At 46.9% G+C, this 18,524-nt stretch carries 10 protein-coding genes; 9 read left to right on the top strand and 1 reads right to left on the bottom strand.

The window, feature by feature from the left end; genetic code table 11:
* Positions 1–9: 9 nt before the first annotated feature.
* Positions 10–2,217 (top strand): glycosyl hydrolase family 95 catalytic domain-containing protein, encoded by a 2,208-nt coding sequence (locus C558_RS0111780; protein ID WP_018756477.1) that lies wholly within the window; start codon positions 10–12, stop codon positions 2,215–2,217.
* Positions 2,204–4,798 (top strand): glycoside hydrolase family 38 N-terminal domain-containing protein, encoded by a 2,595-nt coding sequence (locus tag C558_RS0111775; RefSeq protein WP_018756476.1) that lies wholly within the window; start codon positions 2,204–2,206, stop codon positions 4,796–4,798. The genes C558_RS0111780 and C558_RS0111775 overlap by 14 nt, the downstream gene beginning before the upstream one ends.
* A gap of 134 nt (positions 4,799–4,932) precedes the next feature.
* Here C558_RS0111775 and C558_RS0111770 read toward each other — a convergent pair whose 3' ends face one another.
* A complete protein-coding gene (locus tag C558_RS0111770) occupies positions 4,933–6,543 on the bottom strand; it encodes a type 2 periplasmic-binding domain-containing protein (RefSeq protein WP_018756475.1) in 1,611 nt (536 codons plus the stop codon).
* A 155-nt stretch (positions 6,544–6,698) separates the two neighbouring features.
* Between C558_RS0111770 and C558_RS32535 the strand changes: the two genes are divergently transcribed.
* The 7 genes from C558_RS32535 (at position 6,699) to C558_RS30890 (ending at position 18,520) form a co-directional block, all read left to right on the top strand.
* Positions 6,699–8,504 carry a cache domain-containing sensor histidine kinase gene (locus C558_RS32535; protein WP_018756474.1) on the top strand — a complete coding sequence of 602 codons (1,806 nt, stop codon included), beginning with the start codon at positions 6,699–6,701 and terminating at the stop codon, positions 8,502–8,504.
* The gene (locus tag C558_RS0111760) at positions 8,491–9,921 is read left to right on the top strand and encodes a response regulator transcription factor (RefSeq protein WP_018756473.1); all 1,431 of its coding nucleotides are present in this window, start codon (positions 8,491–8,493) and stop codon (positions 9,919–9,921) included. Before C558_RS32535 ends, C558_RS0111760 begins: the two co-directional genes overlap by 14 nt.
* Before the next feature lie 250 nt (positions 9,922–10,171).
* Positions 10,172–11,518 carry an ABC transporter substrate-binding protein gene (locus tag C558_RS0111755; RefSeq protein WP_018756472.1) on the top strand — a complete coding sequence of 449 codons (1,347 nt, stop codon included), beginning with the start codon at positions 10,172–10,174 and terminating at the stop codon, positions 11,516–11,518.
* A gap of 86 nt (positions 11,519–11,604) precedes the next feature.
* Entirely contained in the window at positions 11,605–14,526 is a 2,922-nt protein-coding gene (locus tag C558_RS0111750) for an extracellular solute-binding protein (RefSeq protein ID WP_018756471.1), read from the top strand.
* 17 nt (positions 14,527–14,543) lie between these two features.
* Positions 14,544–15,524 (top strand): carbohydrate ABC transporter permease, encoded by a 981-nt coding sequence (locus C558_RS0111745; protein WP_018756470.1) that lies wholly within the window; start codon positions 14,544–14,546, stop codon positions 15,522–15,524.
* 5 nt (positions 15,525–15,529) lie between these two features.
* The gene (locus C558_RS0111740; RefSeq protein ID WP_018756469.1) at positions 15,530–16,411 is read left to right on the top strand and encodes a carbohydrate ABC transporter permease; all 882 of its coding nucleotides are present in this window, start codon (positions 15,530–15,532) and stop codon (positions 16,409–16,411) included.
* 21 nt (positions 16,412–16,432) lie between these two features.
* Entirely contained in the window at positions 16,433–18,520 is a 2,088-nt protein-coding gene (locus C558_RS30890; protein ID WP_018756468.1) for a YIP1 family protein, read from the top strand.
* The last annotated feature ends 4 nt before the right edge of the window (positions 18,521–18,524 follow it).

The following is an 18,524-nucleotide window of genomic DNA, read 5'->3' as shown; positions in this document are numbered from 1 at the left end:
GAAGATAGAATGAAATCGCTAGACAGGAAAGAGAAGATGGCGAAGTATAACGGGATATTCAACGAGCCGCCTAGAAATGTGCCTTCGGATAAAGTAGTGGATGGACCCATTATTGGGAACGGTGATGTCGGTGTGGTGATTAGCGGATTACCTGAACGGCAGCGTCTATGGATCTCGAAGGTTGATTTCTGGAAAGCGAAGCGTATCTACCCCAATGGTAGCCCGTGTTTACTCGGGGGAATGGATATTCAAATTCCAGCTTTGAAGGATACTGCTTACCATACTGAACAACATTTGCATGATGCGAAAGTCGTATCGACATTTCGCGGGGATTCCATAGCAGTCACGATGACCTCTTGGGTTGCGGCTGAGGAGAATGCAGTCATTGTTGAGCTAATTAGCGAAAGCCAGGAAGACATTTCGGTTAAAGTGGAGTTATGGGTGCAACCGGGACATGAATCGGAAACGGAAAATGGGCAAGACGGCGATGTAATTTGGGTTACGAGGAAATTTACCGGCGATGATCTGGATTGGTCAACAGAGGGAATCGTAGCCATGAGATGCTTAGGTCAAATCAATAATTCATTCGAATTGAAGCCGGGTGATAAGACAACGATCGTTGCCTATGTGCTCACGAATCACGATGTCCAAGATTACGCACAAGCGTCGAGAGGAAGAGTAAAGCTTATTGACGAGAGTCGTGTCGATACGCTTCATTCAGAGCATGAGAGCTGGTGGAATCAATTTTGGGCGAAGTCTTCGGTTGAGATCGGTGATGATTTGCTTGAGAAATTTTGGTATGGCTCCCATTACATCATGGCTTGCTGCAGTCGTAACAAAGCGTTTGCTCCCGGCTTATTTGGCAACTGGATAACGACAGATACCCCCGCATGGGCCGGAGATTATCACTTGAATTACAATTATCAAGCTCCATGGTGGGGAGTTTATTCGTCCAATCATATCGAATTGAGTGAGCCGTATGACATGCCGCTCCTGGAATATATGTCGAATGGGCGCAACTATTCCGATAATTACTTAGGATGTAGAGGGATCTACTACGATGTTGGGATCGGTCCGAAAGGACTTCCAACGGCCCTATCTACGAAAAAAGCAAGTCATACCTATGAACACGGTCATCTGTTTTTAGGGCAGAAGAGCAATACAGCCCTAAGCACAGTAAATATGATCATGCGATATAATTACACCTATGATTTGCAATATGCTCGCCAGGTCGCGTATCCGTTTCTCATTGAAGTGGTTAATTTTTGGGAGGATTATTTGAAATTCGAGGGCAATCGTTACTTTATTTATCGGGATGCGATACATGAAGTCCCAACGTGTGAAGATTCGCATGCTAATGATGATTGGCTGCAGGATTTCGAAGATATGAACCCCATCCTTTCATTAGGTCTGATCCGGACGGTGTTCAAAGGCTTGCTAGATATGTCAGAAGCATTGGGTCTCGATTCCGAGCGACGTGAAAAGTGGTTACATATTCTGGAGCATATAAGCGATTTTCCGACGTATGAGCGAGACGGGAAGACGATATTCCGATTAACGGAGCAAGGTCGAGATTGGTGGCCGGATAATACTCTAGCCATTCAGCATATTTGGCCTGCGGGAGCGATCGGACTTGATTCTGATCCCAAGCTTCTTGAGATTGCCCAAAATACAATTACCGTTCTAAACCGTTGGACGGATTACAATGGGTTTCCGACGATATTTACTGCTGCGGCGCGAGTCGGATATGATCCTGAAATCATCTTGCGCGAGCTGCGTCGTCAATGTCTTGAACACAGCTATCCTAATTTATTCATCTTCTTCGGAGGCGGTGGCATTGAATGCTGCAGCGGCGTACCTTCGGCGATCAATGAGATGCTGTTGCAAAGCCATGAGGATGTTATTCGATTGTTCCCTGTATGGCCTCGCACGACGAATGCTCGTTTTACGAATTTAAGAGCCGTAGGAGCCTTTCTTGTATCTAGTGAACTTATGGACGGAAATATTAATTCCATTACAATTCGAAGTGAAAAAGGCAGGACGTGCCGCATTATAAATCCATGGGTCAACGGAAGCATCACGATTATGGAAATCGATGGGGAGCAGCAAATGGAAATCAATTGGGAGTTACGTGACAACGTGATCACTTTTTCAACGGAAGCAGATAAATGTTATATCTTAAGCGGCAATCAGGTGAAGGTTGATGTCTCGAATTAAAGAAGTGCTTGTGCTCCATCATAGTCACTTGGATGTCGGTTACACACATCCTCAGCCTGTCTTACTAGAAATGCAAAAGAAATATATCGATCAAGCGATACATATGTGCGAATTAACCGAGGATTGGGCGGAGGAAAATAAATTCCGATGGACCTGCGAATCTAGTTATCCTGTTATACGCTGGTTAGAAACTGCGAATGAGAAGCAGATTGAAAAATTTGGCCGTTACTTGCGGGGCGGTCAAATGAGCATCTCAGCTTCGTTCATGCATACTACACCTCTTGTAACAGCTGAGCAGCTCGCCAAGATGCTGTATCCTATTAAAACTTTACGTAACCAGTTCGGTATTGACATCAAAACAGCAATACATCATGACGTAAATGGCCAACCTTGGCCTTATAGCCAACTGTTGTTGGATGCCGGTGTAGAATTTTTTATTATGGGTATCAATATTCACTTCGGGGGAATTCCTCTGACTCGGCCAAGCGCATTTCATTGGCAAACACCGGATGTCAGAAAGCTGCTTACGTTTAATGGCGAGCATTATTCACTGTTTAGCCAAATCTGTAATGTAAATGCTAAGGATACGAACATGATGGCCGAGGGTCTCGCTAAGTATCTTGAGAAAATCGATTCAAATCCAGATTATCCGTTTGATTTTGTCTATTTGACGGCGACAAATCTACCGCTTTATGATAACAATCCTCCCGACCAAGAGCTTGCCGGATTAATCAAGCGTTGGAATGAGGAGAACCGGGAACAGACAATTTCGTTCGTAACACCAGAGCAATTATATACAAGAGTCAAAAAGCATGAGGCTCAGTTAAGTGTTCACTCAGGTGATTGGACGGATTATTGGAACTTCGGTTCAGGCAGCTCGGCAAAAGAAACCAAGTTGAATCGCCACACCAAGCAGGGAATGAAAGCTGTAGACTTGTTAAACGCTTTTCAAAAGGAGAATGATCCGTCCTATATTCAAGTCGAGAAGCAAGCTTGGGAACAAATTCACTTATACGATGAGCATACATGGGGGGCTTTCAATTCTGTCACTGAGCCTGACCATTTGGATGTGCGTATCCAGTGGATGCATAAAGCGCATTATGCATATTTGGCCAACAGCTTGACGAGTTATTTGTTAGGAGTTCAAATGGAGAAGTTGGCGAATAACCCGCTGCAATCGGAAGAACCCGAAGGGATAATGATACTGAATTCATCATCCGCAACAGTAATGCATGACATTCATATTCCTGCAAGCTTCACTACGCAAGGTAGACATCTCAGCGCAGATCGTATGCGTCAAGCACTTACGAATATTGAATTGAAGCATGAAGCGACGAGTTATGGGGTCATTGAACTCCCCCCTTTCAGTTGGCGGAAGATTCCGCTGCACACGCTGCAGGAAGCGGAGTGGTCCAAAGATATTGAAATTACTGAAGGAAGTATAGAAACGCCTTTCCACAAATGTTCGTTCGATCCATCGACGGGCCGCATCGCAAGCTTGTTCGACAAAATAACGAATTGGGAAGTACTTGATCAATCAAGTCCTTGGAGTTTGTTTCAATATGTGCAAGAAACGATCGATCCCGCCGTTCAACCGAATCATCGCAGTGCTATTTTTCCAAGAGATGTAGAGAAAGGGAATAATAGCATTAGTGTTTGGAATCACGATTGGCAGGCCAGAAGGCAGTCTTATTCACGAATGAAATCATGTCGTGTGGAGCGTAACGCACATTCAGCTTCATTATTCGTATGTTGGGATGCGCCCGGTGTGGACGATCTGGAACAGAAGTTTACCTTTTTTAGATTCCGCAAAGATATTGAAATGAAGGTCTCTTATCATAAGCAGGACATTACTACACCGGAGGCAATATATTTCGCAATTCCTCTGAATGTGAAGGAATGGCGCTGTCATTACGATACGGCCGGACAATTCGTTGAACTTGATTCACAGCAGTTGCCGGGTGTTTGCAGAGACTATATTACAGTAGATAAAAGTGTTTCGGTCTACGATGATTTGCATGGAATCACCCTGGTTTGTCCCGATGCACCCCTAGTGCAGGTAGGAGGCTTTAATTTCGGAAAAGAGCAAAAAAGCATCGCTAGAAGTCCAAATCCTCTTCTTTTGGCATGGCCGATGAATAATTACTGGGACACTAATTTTCGGGCTCGTCAACCGGGTTATGCTTCGTTTACCTATATACTGTCCAGCATTCAATCCTTTGATCCCGCAGTAGTGATGCCAACGGCTGTTCAGGCTGTATCGCCAGTAATCACAGTCCCGGTCGTTACGTGTAAGGAAGAGGAGGCTGGACAATTTATTCAGATCATAGGCAGTGGGATTCAGGCGTTTGATGTTATGCCATCTGGAGATGGATCAGGTATTGTTGTGCGTTTAAGCAATTGCACGACCAAGCAGGCTAGCGTTCAGCTCCATTTTCCGAATAGAAAGATAAAAACTGCGTATAGGACGAATGCTTTGGAAGAAGTTCAATCGGAGATAACCGGCATTCAAAATCATACTTTGATGATAACCCTTGAAGGAAAGGGCATGCTTCATCTTCAAGTGGTATTTGAAAGCTGAACCTTACGATTAACTACGCTAAAAGCTACAGAATAACTTTTTTATAATCAGATGTTGCTACTCCGGTTCAACTCGGATCATGACAACCACCCCGGATCTCTCCGATGAGAGATTTGCAGGGTGGTTTTTTTGTATCAAGAATCAGGGTGGAGCAGCTTATCATTCACTTCCTTGATCGCTTGCTGTAAGCCCATTTGATTGTATGTTTTGACGTTCTCTCGCCACAGCTTGATCGGATCGTCCTTACTAAGCACGACTTCCGTCAAATCCTCCAGCGGATTGATCGCAGCACTGATGATGTCCTTGTGAGGCGTGGAGAGCGAGATAATTGGATATTTGAAAGGGGTTGCCCGTGCATTGTTGAGCAGCCATCGCATTTCCTCCAGACAAGCGAGAATATTGCGTTCCCCATAATTGATTTTGTTCATTTCGTCGAGACGGTAGGTTCGTTCCAATCCCCAGGAAGCGAGGGAATGCAGGGTGTTCGTTGATGGATACAGCTTCTGAATGCTGACTGGTTGTCCTGATGCTTCGCGAGGGCGTGTAATGACGATCTGATCGCTGCTTTCCACGTAATCTTTGCCCTCAATGCCATACTGCATTAATTTTTTTCCTTCGGGTGAGAGGAGGTAGTCATAGAGCTGCAAGATGCGATCCATCTTCTCATCACTCATTTTTGCGCTGAAGTAACTTTCAGTCCAGTAGGTTGGTGCGACATAGAAATATCGATTTCCGTCCTCCGCGGGCCACAAATGCAAGATTTTCACCGCATCATAGAAATCTTGGTTCGGATGATATTTGTTCCACAGCGCAACCACCTTGCTCATGCTCTCCGGCGTCCCCTTATAGGCGAGTGCTCCCGCTTTTCCTTGCGTGAACTTGGCAATCGCGTCATCTTCCTTCATGAGGAAGAAGTTCGGATCAAGCCCGCCGCTCTCGTACAATTGACGGAACTGCGATGCAACCTGCTCCATTTTCTGCGAGGCATAATAAGGGATCCATTGGCTGTCTTCCTGCACCCACTGATTGGCTGCAAATTGCGGGAATGTCGGACTGAACACCCAGGAGAGATAGTTAATACTTGCTGCTGTTAGACCGACGGTATCTTGCAGACCATTGCCATCAGGATCATCTTTGGTGAACGATTCGAGTAGAGTGGAGAACTCTTCGAAATTTCGTGGGTCGATGCGATGCAATTGATCCATCCAGTCTTTACGGACAAATACGACACGTTCCATCATCCATAGATCGTTGGTCGGATAAGCAATGCGCGGCAGCATATACAATTTCTTCTCTCGACGGAGTGCGAGCGTATCGGGGATTTGTGCAACTTTATAGACGTTTGGGTATTTGGATAAGTCACTCGGCAGCGGTCGAATAAGCTTTTGTTTGATCCAGTCTGCGTAAATGCCAGGTGAATTGATAACGAGGGAATGGGCGAATAAGTCGGGGAAATGACCTGAAGCGGCCCATATCTTGAATTTCTCCTCATAGTCTGTCTGGCTCACTTGAATGGGTTTAAAGGTAATATTGAAGTCATGTTCGAGCTTCTGCAGCACGGCATCCTTCTTCTCGAAGTCTCTGCTAATGTCCCAGAAGGAGATAGAAATGGTGAGGTGGTTGCCGATATCAGACGTTGGTTCTGGCGATGCCGCCTCGTCGACGTCTGTCTTCTCGCATCCGGCGGCTATCATGATGAATAGGGTTGTGAATAGTAATATGACGTAAGCTTTGATACGGACCATTCCATCACTCCCTGCATACATTCTATTTAAAAAATAGTAATGGAAAAGTTTGCTAGAGTAAAGAGTTTCGATGAGCAAATGGCAATATTTATGATAAGATATCCATAATTGATGCTGCCATTCGCATTCGTGTAACGCTTGGGGGGGGACAAGCAGTGGCTTTTTATCGTAAACTATCGATTCGCTCGCAGCTGCTGTTCATCGGACTACTGATTACAGCTGTGTTGTTATTCATTATTATGATGACGTACGTTCAAATGTCTAGCATTATCAGCAATTATAACGAACAGTACACGAAAGATATGAGCGCGCAGATCAAGGAGACGGTGCACGCGAACAGGGATGTCATTGATCGTCTCATGACCAATATTGCGTACAACCAAGATGTGCAGAATTTCCTAATTGAACAGAATAACGTGCAAGTGTATGGATATTCCAAGCGTATGAATAGTCTGCTCATTAACACGACCACGCTGAAGGAAGGCATTCTGGATATTGTGATTCACGGTGAGAATGGGCGTTGGTACGACCTATTCGGAGGGGGAAGATGGACGGCGCCTTTTACTGATAAAATTTCTCCGCAGGATTCGATTCATTATTTCGGATTGCAGCATTTTGAAGGTGCCTATCAGGTGGAGAACAGCCTGCTCGTAGGGATGAAGATCAAGTCCTTCCAATCGGGGGATCGATTTACATCGGTGATCGGAACCCTATTCTTCGTGATTGATCCGAAAGCATTAATCGTCGCCTCTGGTTCGATCTCGAAGCAATATGCGATGCAATCGTATTTGGTAGATCGAGATAATAAAATCTTCTCAAGTAGTAATGATCCAGAGGAGGTCGGCAGCGTACTTAATGCAATGATTACGAGTGATGCCCCGTCTGGGAAACCGAGGAATGTGGCATTGAACGGGACCAGATATATCGTGCAAACGGAAGATTTGCCGGAAATCAACAGCGCAATCATCAGCATTATGCCCGAAGATGAGCTTCTGCACGATATTTCCAAAGTACGCAAGTTAGAACTGATCATTTGTATCATTGGTGCCGTTATGATGTTCATCTTGTTCAGGTTGATCATCAGTAATATTCTGCTCCCACTCAAGAAGCTCATGGCTTTCATTAATAACATCAAACGCGGGGATCTGGATACATTGAAAAATCGCGTTCATCTGCAGGGTTACGCCGAAATAACGGTGATGTCGAACGGGCTTAACAATATGCTGGATGAGGTGGATACGTTAACGCGGCAGCTCCTGGAGACGAATGCGATGCTCTATGAAGCGGAGCTGGAGAAGAAGAAATCCGAGTTATTGTTCTTACGAAGTCAGATCAATCCGCATTTCCTATATAACACGCTCGAAATGGTCAAAGGGATGGCCGCTGTCAATGGTGCCCATGAAATTCGAGAAATCGCCAAAGCACTGGGGCAGATTTTCAGATACAGCATTAAAGGGGGAGACACGGTGTCCCTCAAGACAGAGATGGGGATCGTCGAGTCGTACATTCAAATCCAACAAATTCGATTTGGTGATCGATTCCAGGTACACTATGCGATCGAAGAAGACACATTGATGTGTCAAATTCCAAAGATGATTCTCCAGCCGCTGGTCGAGAATGCCGTATTTCATGGTCTAGAATTGAAGGAAGATCAAGGGATGTTGACGGTTAGGAGTCTCATGAACGAACGGCAGGAATTAGTCATTACCGTTGAAGATAATGGGCTCGGCATTGCGCCCGGGCGGCTGCACCAGGTTCAGAATGCGTTGAGTCAATATGAGAATACCGAGCGAGATCCGGAAGAACCGCAGATTTCCAGCATCGGTCTTGCCAATGTCAATAATCGTATTAAGCTGACTTATGGCCATCCATATGGATTGTCGATCCATAGCACGTATGGGGAAGGAACACAGATTCAATTGCTGATGCCAACGAGGGGGAGAGAACATGGACAGATATAGCGTGTTCATCGTCGATGACGAGAGCTGGGTCGTTGAGAGTCTGAAGGTAAGCGTGGATTGGAAGAAGTACGGCTTCGAGGTGGTCGGAGAGGCCTATAACGGGCTGGAGGCGCTGCAACTCATGCGGGATCTGAAGCCGGATGTCGTCTTTACCGATATTCGGATGCCGGGGATGAGCGGGCTTGAATTAATCAAGAAGGGCTCCGAGCTCCCCGTCCTTCCCAAGTTCGTCGTTGTGAGTGGTTACGCAGAATTTGCTTATGCGCAGCGGGCATTGAATTATGGCGCGACAGCGTATTGCCTCAAGCCCTATGATGATGAGGAAATTGCAAATCTGCTGAAAAAGCTGAGTAAGACATTAAATATCGAGCATGACCGTTCTGAGACGCAGCTGATCCAGCTTCTTGCCGACAACAACGAAGACAGCACGGAGAAAATTAAACAGGCGTTCGAGAGCCGAGGACTTCATATGGATATGGGACAAGCAGCGGGGCTCATGGTATGTACCTGTGAAGGAGATCCATTCGTCAGCTTGGATGCCATTCGGATTCGTATTGGCAAATCAAAAATGTTATATATCATGGCCTATGATCAGCTCGAGGCCATCATTTCGGAGCTTGAGACACAGATGCCGGCAGGCGTTAAAGGAATCGGCATTAGCGGGAAAATCGATGACTATCCGATGATAAGCAAGGAGCTGGAGCATGCGACGCTGCTCTCGAATCAGTATTTTATGACGGGACGAACAGGTGTCTATCGGTGGAATCCGGCATCGCGAAGCGTGCTGAAAGAGACGTTCAAAAAAATCGGCACGGCCATTGCAAATCAAGATTTCACAGCCCTAGGACAGCTCTCGGATGAGGTCAGCGGGTTGTTACAACAAGAAGGGTATACGATCAAAGATGCGCTTCGCATGTACAATGTGACGTTGTCCTTTCTCTATATCTTAGACGAGGATCAGCAGGAACAAATGGTCATGAGTTATGAGCAGTTGATGGATACGTTCAATAATGTCTCCGAGATGAATGCGTACTTAAGATCTTTATCGATAAAGCTTAGCCGCAGACAACCTGAATATGAGACGAGAGAGACAACGAATGAGACCTTCATGTCGATCTTGCAATATGTCCATGAGAACTACCAGAGCACAATTACAATTCAGAGCCTCACGCAAAAATATTACATCAATCCGAATTACTTAAGTCAATTGTTCAAAAAAGAAGTAGGCGAGACGTTCACCTCCTATATGACGAGGCTGCGGATTAACAATGCATGCAATCTACTGGAGCAGACGAATTTGCGGGTGACTGCTATTGCGGAAAAAGTAGGGTACCAGGACTATTTTTATTTTACGCGGATGTTCAAGAAAATCACGGGCCACACCCCTACACAATTCAGAGAACAAATGGCAAGATGATCAAGGCTATAGAGCCTTCTTTCGCGATTCGGTATGTACAAATCTTAGGATAGCTATGGACGGATATTAGGTTTCGTAACAGGGAAAGTTGTTTTCCCTGTTTTTTTGTGGCTTCCTATGTAGGAAAACAACGAGAATAAGTGAATACAACAATGTCGCAAATTGTTCTATAGTAAATACAAACAAATTGTAAGCGATTACAAAGTGTTAAGCGTTTGTAAATCTAACATCAAAACGAGGGGGAAATGAATTGAACAAATTTAAAGCATGGACCATGATACTCATTTTGACGATGGTTATCTCGATTGTCGGGTGTTCGAGCGGTAACAACGCTACGGAGAAGCCCGCTGAAGGGGCGAAACAGACAGAAGCTGCAGCAGGCACAACGGATACGACGACACCGACAACCGAACCGGCGAAAGAAGAGCCTAAGGAAGAGGAAAGCATGGATTTCGGCGGCAAACCGCTTCGTATCGGTCAATGGTGGGGGATGGACGCCTACTTAAATGATGAAGAGAAGGAAAGACAGAAGAAGGTCGAGGAGAAATACAATACGAAAATTGAGTATGTGACGGTTGAAGATACAAATGCGCGTCTGATCACATCTTCAGTTGCTGGCGAGCCATTCGCAGATATCGTGATGATCCCGCTTCGTGAAGCGTTCCCGAAATTGGTCATTGAAGGCTATGTGCAAGCGATCGACGACAAGATTGACCTGAATAACCCGGCGTTCGGGAAAAACCCAGTAACGCTATCGAACGGGAAGTACCAAGGCAAGCAATACGGCGTAACGCTGCCTTACACAGAAAGCCATGGCTTGTTCTATGACAAAACCATGTTGACGAAGATGGGTCTGCCTGATCCTTACGAGCTGCAAGAGAAGGGCGAATGGACGTGGGATAAGTTCCTCGACATTTTGAAAAAGGTCAAAGCGAATGGCAAGAAGCCGCTCTATGTGGATAGCCCGCAGCTCTTGGCATTCTCATTGATCGCAACGAACGAAGGTCAAATCGAAGATGATGCAACGAACAAAATTACGATGGATGAGCCGAATGCGATGGAAGCCATCCAATTCTTCAGTGATTTGTACAATGTCCATAAAGTTGTAGACTCCGAACAGAAATTCGGCAGCGGTGAAGAAGCATTCGTGAACGGTTACCGTTGGGATAACCTCGGTTATGTCAAAGACAAACCGAACGATATTGGCTACGTGTTCTTCCCGAAAGGTCCGAAAGCTACGGCTTATGTAACCCCGTATGACAAAATGAACCTATGGTATGTTCCATCCGGGGTGAAGAATGCGAAGGCCGTTCTAGCGGCATGGAGCGAACTCTATGAATTCGATGTCGAGAAGGGCAAACAAATTCAGCTGCAAAAAGAAGAACCAAACATGAAGAACAAAGAATCCCTCGATACGATGAAGAAAATGTTCGACAGTACGTACAAGGTCATCAACTATAAAGCTTACGTCGGTCTCTCGGATGTCGTAGAGGAAGCATTTAAGAACATCGCAAGCGGTAAAGAATCTCCTGCACAAGCGATTCAGCGGATTAAACCGATGGCGCAAGCAGCAATGGACGTAACGACGAAGAAGTAAACATTTCTTGTAAAAGATGTAATCGAGTACCCCGAAGCAGGTCGCTGCTAGGGGTACTTCCATTACATAGGAGGGGAGCCTTATTAATGCGGAAGAATAAATATCGAATCGCGATCATTGCCCTGCTCACTGCGATATGCATCGCTTCTCCGCAGCCGTTACAGCTTGCGCCGGTGAATTATGCACAGGGAAACTCAGCCGAAGTCGAGTCAGAGATCAAGCTAGGATCTACGAGTAAAGATGGCTATGACCAATATATTGCGAAGTACGCCCAAGCACCCAGACCAGAACGTGAGCTGATTGTCAGGGGGGAGACGTACGTTAGAGCAGAGAGTATGAGCGTATCGGTCGTGGATGGGATCGATGGCGCAACGGGAAAAGTTATTCAAACCGGTGAATCGGGGACTGTCTCGTGGGACATCGATGTGCCGGAGGAAGGTCTATTTCAAGTAGCGATTCGTTATCAAGCCATGGAAGGCAAAGGCTCGGATATGGATCGGGAGTTCATGATTGACGGTAAGCATCCGTTCGCAGAGAGTAAGAATCTCGTATTCCGCAGACTATGGAAGGATGCGGGCGAGACGGTTCGGGATGAGAACGATAACGACTTGTACACTGCACAGGTAGAAGTGCCCGCTTGGCAAGAAGTGCTCATCGACAGCTCAGATGGGCGTTATGGAGAACCATATTCATTTTATTTTTCCAAAGGAAAACACGTCATATCACTCGTCTCCGCGAAAGAGCCGATGATGATTGATTATATAAAGTTGCGCCAGCCGGATAAAGTGCCATCCTATCAAGAAGTAGCAGACAGCTATAAGCAGAACGGTTATCAGGAAGCGAAGGACGCGATGATCAAAATTCAAGGCGAGAAGGCAGGGCTCAAATCAAGCTCGATGCTGGTTCCGATGATGGATCGCAGCCCGGCCAACGAACCGTACAGCATGTCCAAAATTCGTTTAAATACGATTGGTTCCTTCAACTGGTCGGAAGCGGGGCAATGGATATCCTGGGATGTGGAAGCACCTGAAGATGGATTGTATAAGATCGGTGTGAAATATAACCAAAGCATGCAGCGCGGCGTGACGTCCTATCGGAAGCTGCTTATTGATGGCAAGGTGCCTTTCGCTGAAGTGGAGAATATGGCTTTTAATTTCTCGACGAATTGGGAAATGCAAGAGATCGGGGATGGCAAGGCTCCGTATCTATTCTATCTGACCAAAGGCAAGCATCAAATCCGGATGGATGTCACGCTGGGAGAGATGGCGGTCTACCTGCGAACGATTGAATCCAGCGTTCTCGAGTTGAACACGCTGTATCGCCGCATTGTCATGATTACAGGCACCGTACCAGATGAATATCGCGATTATCAATTGGATAAGAAGCTGCCCGAGATGATTGACTCCTTCCGTAAACAAGCGAACATCATCAGTACGATTTCGGGGCAAATTGAGAAATCAACTGGCGGCGGCAGTGATCGTACGGCGACGCTCAATCGAATCGTGGTGCAGCTGCGGGATATGGCGGAAAATCCAGGTACGGTCGCTCAAAGACTAGAGACGTTCAAATCGAATATTAGCTCACTCGGTTCATGGATCTATTCGATTAACTTTATGCCGCTATCCATCGATTATTTGGTCGTGGCCTCGCCGAATCAAGAAATGCCTAGTCCGAGCGCGACCATGTGGCAGAATATCAAGCATCAAGTCGGGACATTCTCGTTATCTTTCTTTACCGACTACAATGAGCTCGGGTCAACGCATGGCCAAGAAGGCAAGAAAATCAAAGTATGGATCACCTTAGGGCTTGATCAGGCGAAAGTGCTGAAACGAATGATCGAAGAAACCTTTACACCGGATACAGGCGTTGGTGTGGATCTTCAAGTGGTAACGGAATCGGTATTGCTGCAGGCGATGCTCGCGGGACGTGGACCGGATGTGGCCTTCCAGGTATCGAACGAGAAGCCGCTCAACTACGCGCTGCGTGGCGGCGTTGAAGAATTATCGAAGTACCCAGGATTCAACGAAGTGAAGAAGGAGTATAGCGATAGCTCCTTTGTTCCATTCGAATTCAATGGCGGTGTCTATGCGCTGCCGATGGATGAGTATTTCCCGGTTCTCTTCTACCGCAAAGATATATTGGATGAGCTGAATATGAAGGTACCGCAGACATGGGATGATGTCTATGCGATGGTGCCAGAGCTGCAGAAGCACAATCTAATCTTCGGATTCCCGATTCAAGTGCTCGTCAAGACGGGATCGAACGTTCAGGAGAGCGGAAGCCTGCCGCTGAATCCGACGTTCGGGATGATGCTGTATCAAGAAGGCGGTAGTCTATATTCCGAGGATAAGAAGACCAGTGCGCTAGATTCCGAAATTGCGATGAAATCATTTATGCAGTGGACGGAGCTCTATACGACGTACAAATTGCCGTTGTCAACGGATTTCACGAACCGGTTCCGCAGCGGTGAAATGCCGATTGGTATTGCCGATTATCCGAAGGTCAATCTCGTGAATGTTATCGCGCCGGAATTAAAAGGGCTGTGGGATTTCACGCTGACGCCAGGTACAGCAATGCCAGACGGCACGATTCGCCGTGATGTTCCTTCAGCCGGTAACGGTACGGTCATGTTGAAGAGCAGTAAACACAAGCAAGAAGCATGGCAATTCATGAAATGGTGGGCGAGCTCGAATACGCAAGCCTGGTACGGCAAGCAGATGGAAGCGATGTTCGGCATCGGGGGACGTCTTCAGACCGGGAACAAAGTCGCTGTGGCTCAGCTTCCATGGCAAGTGAAGGACTATAAGACACTCATGGAACAATGGAAGTGGACGAGAGGCGTTCCTGAAGTACCCGGTGGCTATTTCACAGGTCGACATCTGGACAATGCCTTCCGTAGTGTCGTGATCTCCAATGATGATCCGCGTGAAGCACTCGACAATTATACACGCTTAATTAACGACGAAATGAAGAAAAAACAACGAGAGTTTGGGTTGTCGAACGACTAGAAAGAGAGGTGATCGAGGTGCCTAATCCGGTTGAACTAAACACTAGCTTACCTGAACCCGGCCGCGTTGTTCCGTCGCCTGTTCCTCGGAGACAACCTGGCAAGTACGCTGAGCTCTGGAAAACGATGAAGCAGCAGAAGCAAGGGTATGTACTGCTCGCGCCTTATTTTATCTTATTCTTCATTTTTACTGCTTTCCCCGTCGTGATGGCATTTGCCCTGAGCTTCACCTATTACAACGTGCTCGAGTCACCGAAATGGGTGGGCTGGGAGAACTATGCGACGCTGTTCCTGAAAGACGAGATCTTCCTCGTCGCACTGAAGAATACGTTGTTATTCGCGCTCATTACAGGGCCGATTAGTTATATTGCTTGCTTCATGCTGGCCTGGCTGATTAATGAATTATCGCCGAAAATTCGCGCCCTCGTAACGCTTCTGTTCTATGCACCCTCGATTTCGGGGAATGTGTATTTGATCTGGCAGGTCGCTTTTTCCGGTGATTCCTTCGGGTATGTAAATGCCTTCTTGATGAAGTGGGGCTTCATTCTCGAACCGATTCAATGGCTGCAAGATCCGAAATACATGCTTGTCATCATTATGATCGTACAGCTCTGGCTCAGTCTGGGTACAGCATTCCTTGCGTTCATCGCAGGTCTGCAGAGTATGGACAGGACCTTAATCGAAGCGGGTGCGATCGATGGGGTGAAGAACCGTTGGCAAGAGCTATGGTACATCACCTTGCCTTCGATGCGGCCGCAATTGCTGTTCGGCGCCGTGATGCAAATCTCGAGCTCCTTCGCTGTGGCGGAGGTGGCGACGAGTATGGTTGGGTTCCCCAGCCCGCAGTATGCCGCGCATACGATCGTCACGCATTTGAACGACTACGGTACGATTCGGTTCGAGATGGGGTATGCTTGTGCGATTGCGACGATCTTGTTCGTGATTATGTTAGGCTCGAACATGATTATTCAGAGGCTGCTCAGGAAGGTGGGTGAATAGATGCCATGCAACTCCAAATTCGGTTACGGAGAGAGAAGAAAGTGAACCGTTCAATGCCAGTCGATATCGCAATATTTGTTCTATTGGCTGCGGCAGGCGCGTTCATGGCAGTTCCATTTGTCTTCATGATTAGTACGGCACTCAAGCCGCTCGATGAGATGTTCCTATTCCCGCCCACCTTTATCGTGCGCACGCCGACATTGGATAACTTCTACGATTTGTTCCTGATCTTCGCGAACTCGTGGGTGCCGTTATCCAGGTATATCTTCAACACCTTTTTCGTGGCATTTCTAGGGACGGCAGGTCATGTCATTCTTGCTTCGATGGCAGCGTATCCGCTTGCCAAGATGAATATTCCAGGCAAGAACTTCTTGTTCGGGCTCGTTGTCCTATCACTGATGTTCGCATCGCAGGTTACGTCGATTCCAACATACCTGACGATGACATGGATCGGTTTACTGAATACGTATTGGTCACTGATCTTCCCGGCATTCGCGACGTCGCTTGGACTCTTCCTGATGAAGCAGTTCATGGAACAAATTCCAGATTCACTGCTCGAAGCTGCGAAGATTGATGGTGCGAGCGAATATCGTATTTTTTGGAAAATCGTCATGCCGATCGTGCGGCCTGCATGGCTTACGCTCATTATTTTCTCATTTAAAGGATTATGGGGAACGGGTTCGGGGAGTCAAGGCGCTTCGTACATCTACAGCGAGCAGCTCAAGACGATGGACTATGCATTTAGTCAGATTTTATCCGGTGGCTTCGTCCGTTCCGGTCCGATGGCAGCCGCTGCCCTTATCATGATGATCGTGCCCGTGGCGATATTTATTTTCACGCAGAGCAATGTCATTCAGACGATGTCGACATCGGGGATGAAAGATTAACGATAGAAGGGAGGAGCGCGCGTGGCGATCAGGAAGATAACGGTCTGGCTGCTCATCTTCATGCTTCTCGCGGGGAGTACGCCAGCAGAAGCGGCCGTGCCAGATCACGGTTATAACTATTCGTACTGGAGAGAAGCGGAGCCAGCGCCTTATCCATATATAAGCGAATATGAATTGTACGGCTCGGGTCTAGGGATTGGGGATTTTAATGATCCCCAAGATGTGTATGTAAGTAAACGGAATCATATTTATATTGCCGATACGAGCAACAACCGGATTGTGCACCTGGATGAGTCAGGGAAGTTGGTCGGTGTGATTTCCTCGTTCGATCATTCAGGCAAGCAAGATACATTCAATAAGCCGAATGGCGTGTTCGTAGATCCAGACAATAACTTGTATGTTGCCGATACGCAGAATAGCCGTGTGGTTCAACTAACAGACGAAGGGAAATTGCTCAAAATCTTCGGTCCTCCGGTATCGAGTATTATTCCGAAGGAGTTCCAATACTTTCCGCTGAAGCTGTCGGTGGATAAGACAAACCGCCTTTACGTTGTGGCACAAGGGGCTTTTGAAGGGATCATGGAATTCGATATCGAGGGGAATTTCCGCGGCTATGTCGGGACGAACAAGGTGCGATTCAGCCCTATCGATCTCTTCTGGAAACGATTCTCCACGAAGGAACAGAGCAGTCAGATGCAATTATTCCTTCCGGTGGAATTCTCCAATTTGGATCTAGATGATCGCGGCTTCATCTATGCAGTCTCGTCGGAGGCGAATGCACCAGAGCCGATCAAACGGATTAATCCGGGCGGTGAGGATATCTTACGCCGTGAGGGGTACTTCGATCCGGTTGGGGATGTATCCGCGATTCAAGTCGATGCAGCCAAGCAGACGACGGTTCAGAATGCAGGCAGCTCGGTCTTCGTCGATGTGATCTATGACGAGAGTGGCATGTACAGCGCGCTGGATTCGAAGCGTAACCGCATATTTACGTATAACAATGACGGAAATATGCTGTATCAGTTCGGCGGTACGGGAACGAACGTTGATCATTTTCAGAAGCCGACAGCGATGGATATGTTAGGGGATCGGATGGTCGTGCTCGATGGGGGGACGAACCGCCTCGTCGTATTCAGTCCAACCCGCTACGGATCGTTAATTCGTGAAGGCGTGAAGCAGCACTACAACGGCAAGGAAGATCAAGCTGCGAAGAGCTGGGAAGAAGTGCTCAAGCTGAATGCGAACTTCGACATTGCCTATATCGGGATCGGGAAGGCGCTCTTGAAGAAGGGTGATAACAAGCAGGCCATGGAATACTTCGAGAACGGCAATAATCGCAAGTACTATTCGGAGGCCTTGAAACGATACCGTACCGAATATATGTGGGACAATTTCGGGACGATCATGACGATGCTCTTCATGATTGTGGCAGCGATCGTTGCCGGACGACTGTATATGCGTAGGAAGCTGGCGACGACCGCGCATTATATCGATACTGGTGTGATTAAGATGCCATTTCGTACGATGGTGCGTCCATTCAGCAGCTTCTGGGAATTGAAATATGAACATAAAGGCAAGGTCTGGATTGCATTAGGGATTCTTGTCTTGGTCGTCATTACGATGATCCTGAAGCGGCAGTATTCCGGGTTTATCGTGAATTTCAATAAGTTAGATGAGTTGAATAGTGTCGATGAATTGAAATTTATTGTACTCCCGTTCCTATTGTTCTGTATCTCTAATTGGTCGCTTACTACCTTGATGGATGGGGAAGGCAAATTCAAAGATATTGTGATGGCTGTCGGGTATGCGACACTGCCGCTTGTCATCATCTTCCTGCCGCAAGTGATCTTCAGTAATGTCATCACGATCGATGAGACGCCGTTCTATTATCTGCTCGATTCGATTGCATACCTATGGTTCGGGTGGTTATTGTTCATAGGGACGATGACGGTACATCAATATTCCATTGGCAAAACAATACTGACGTTAATTCTGACCGTACTGGTGATGGCGTTTATCGTCTTCTTGGGTCTCCTCTGTTTCAGCTTAGTGCAGCAGATGATTACCTTCATTGAGGCGTTATACCGCGAAATCATCGTTCGGTTGTAAGGGG

Source organism: Paenibacillus terrigena DSM 21567, assembly GCF_000374845.1.
GTDB classification, from domain to species: Bacteria; Bacillota; Bacilli; order Paenibacillales; family Paenibacillaceae; genus Paenibacillus_K; species Paenibacillus_K terrigena.
This window is presented reverse-complemented; position numbering and strand designations above follow the sequence as displayed.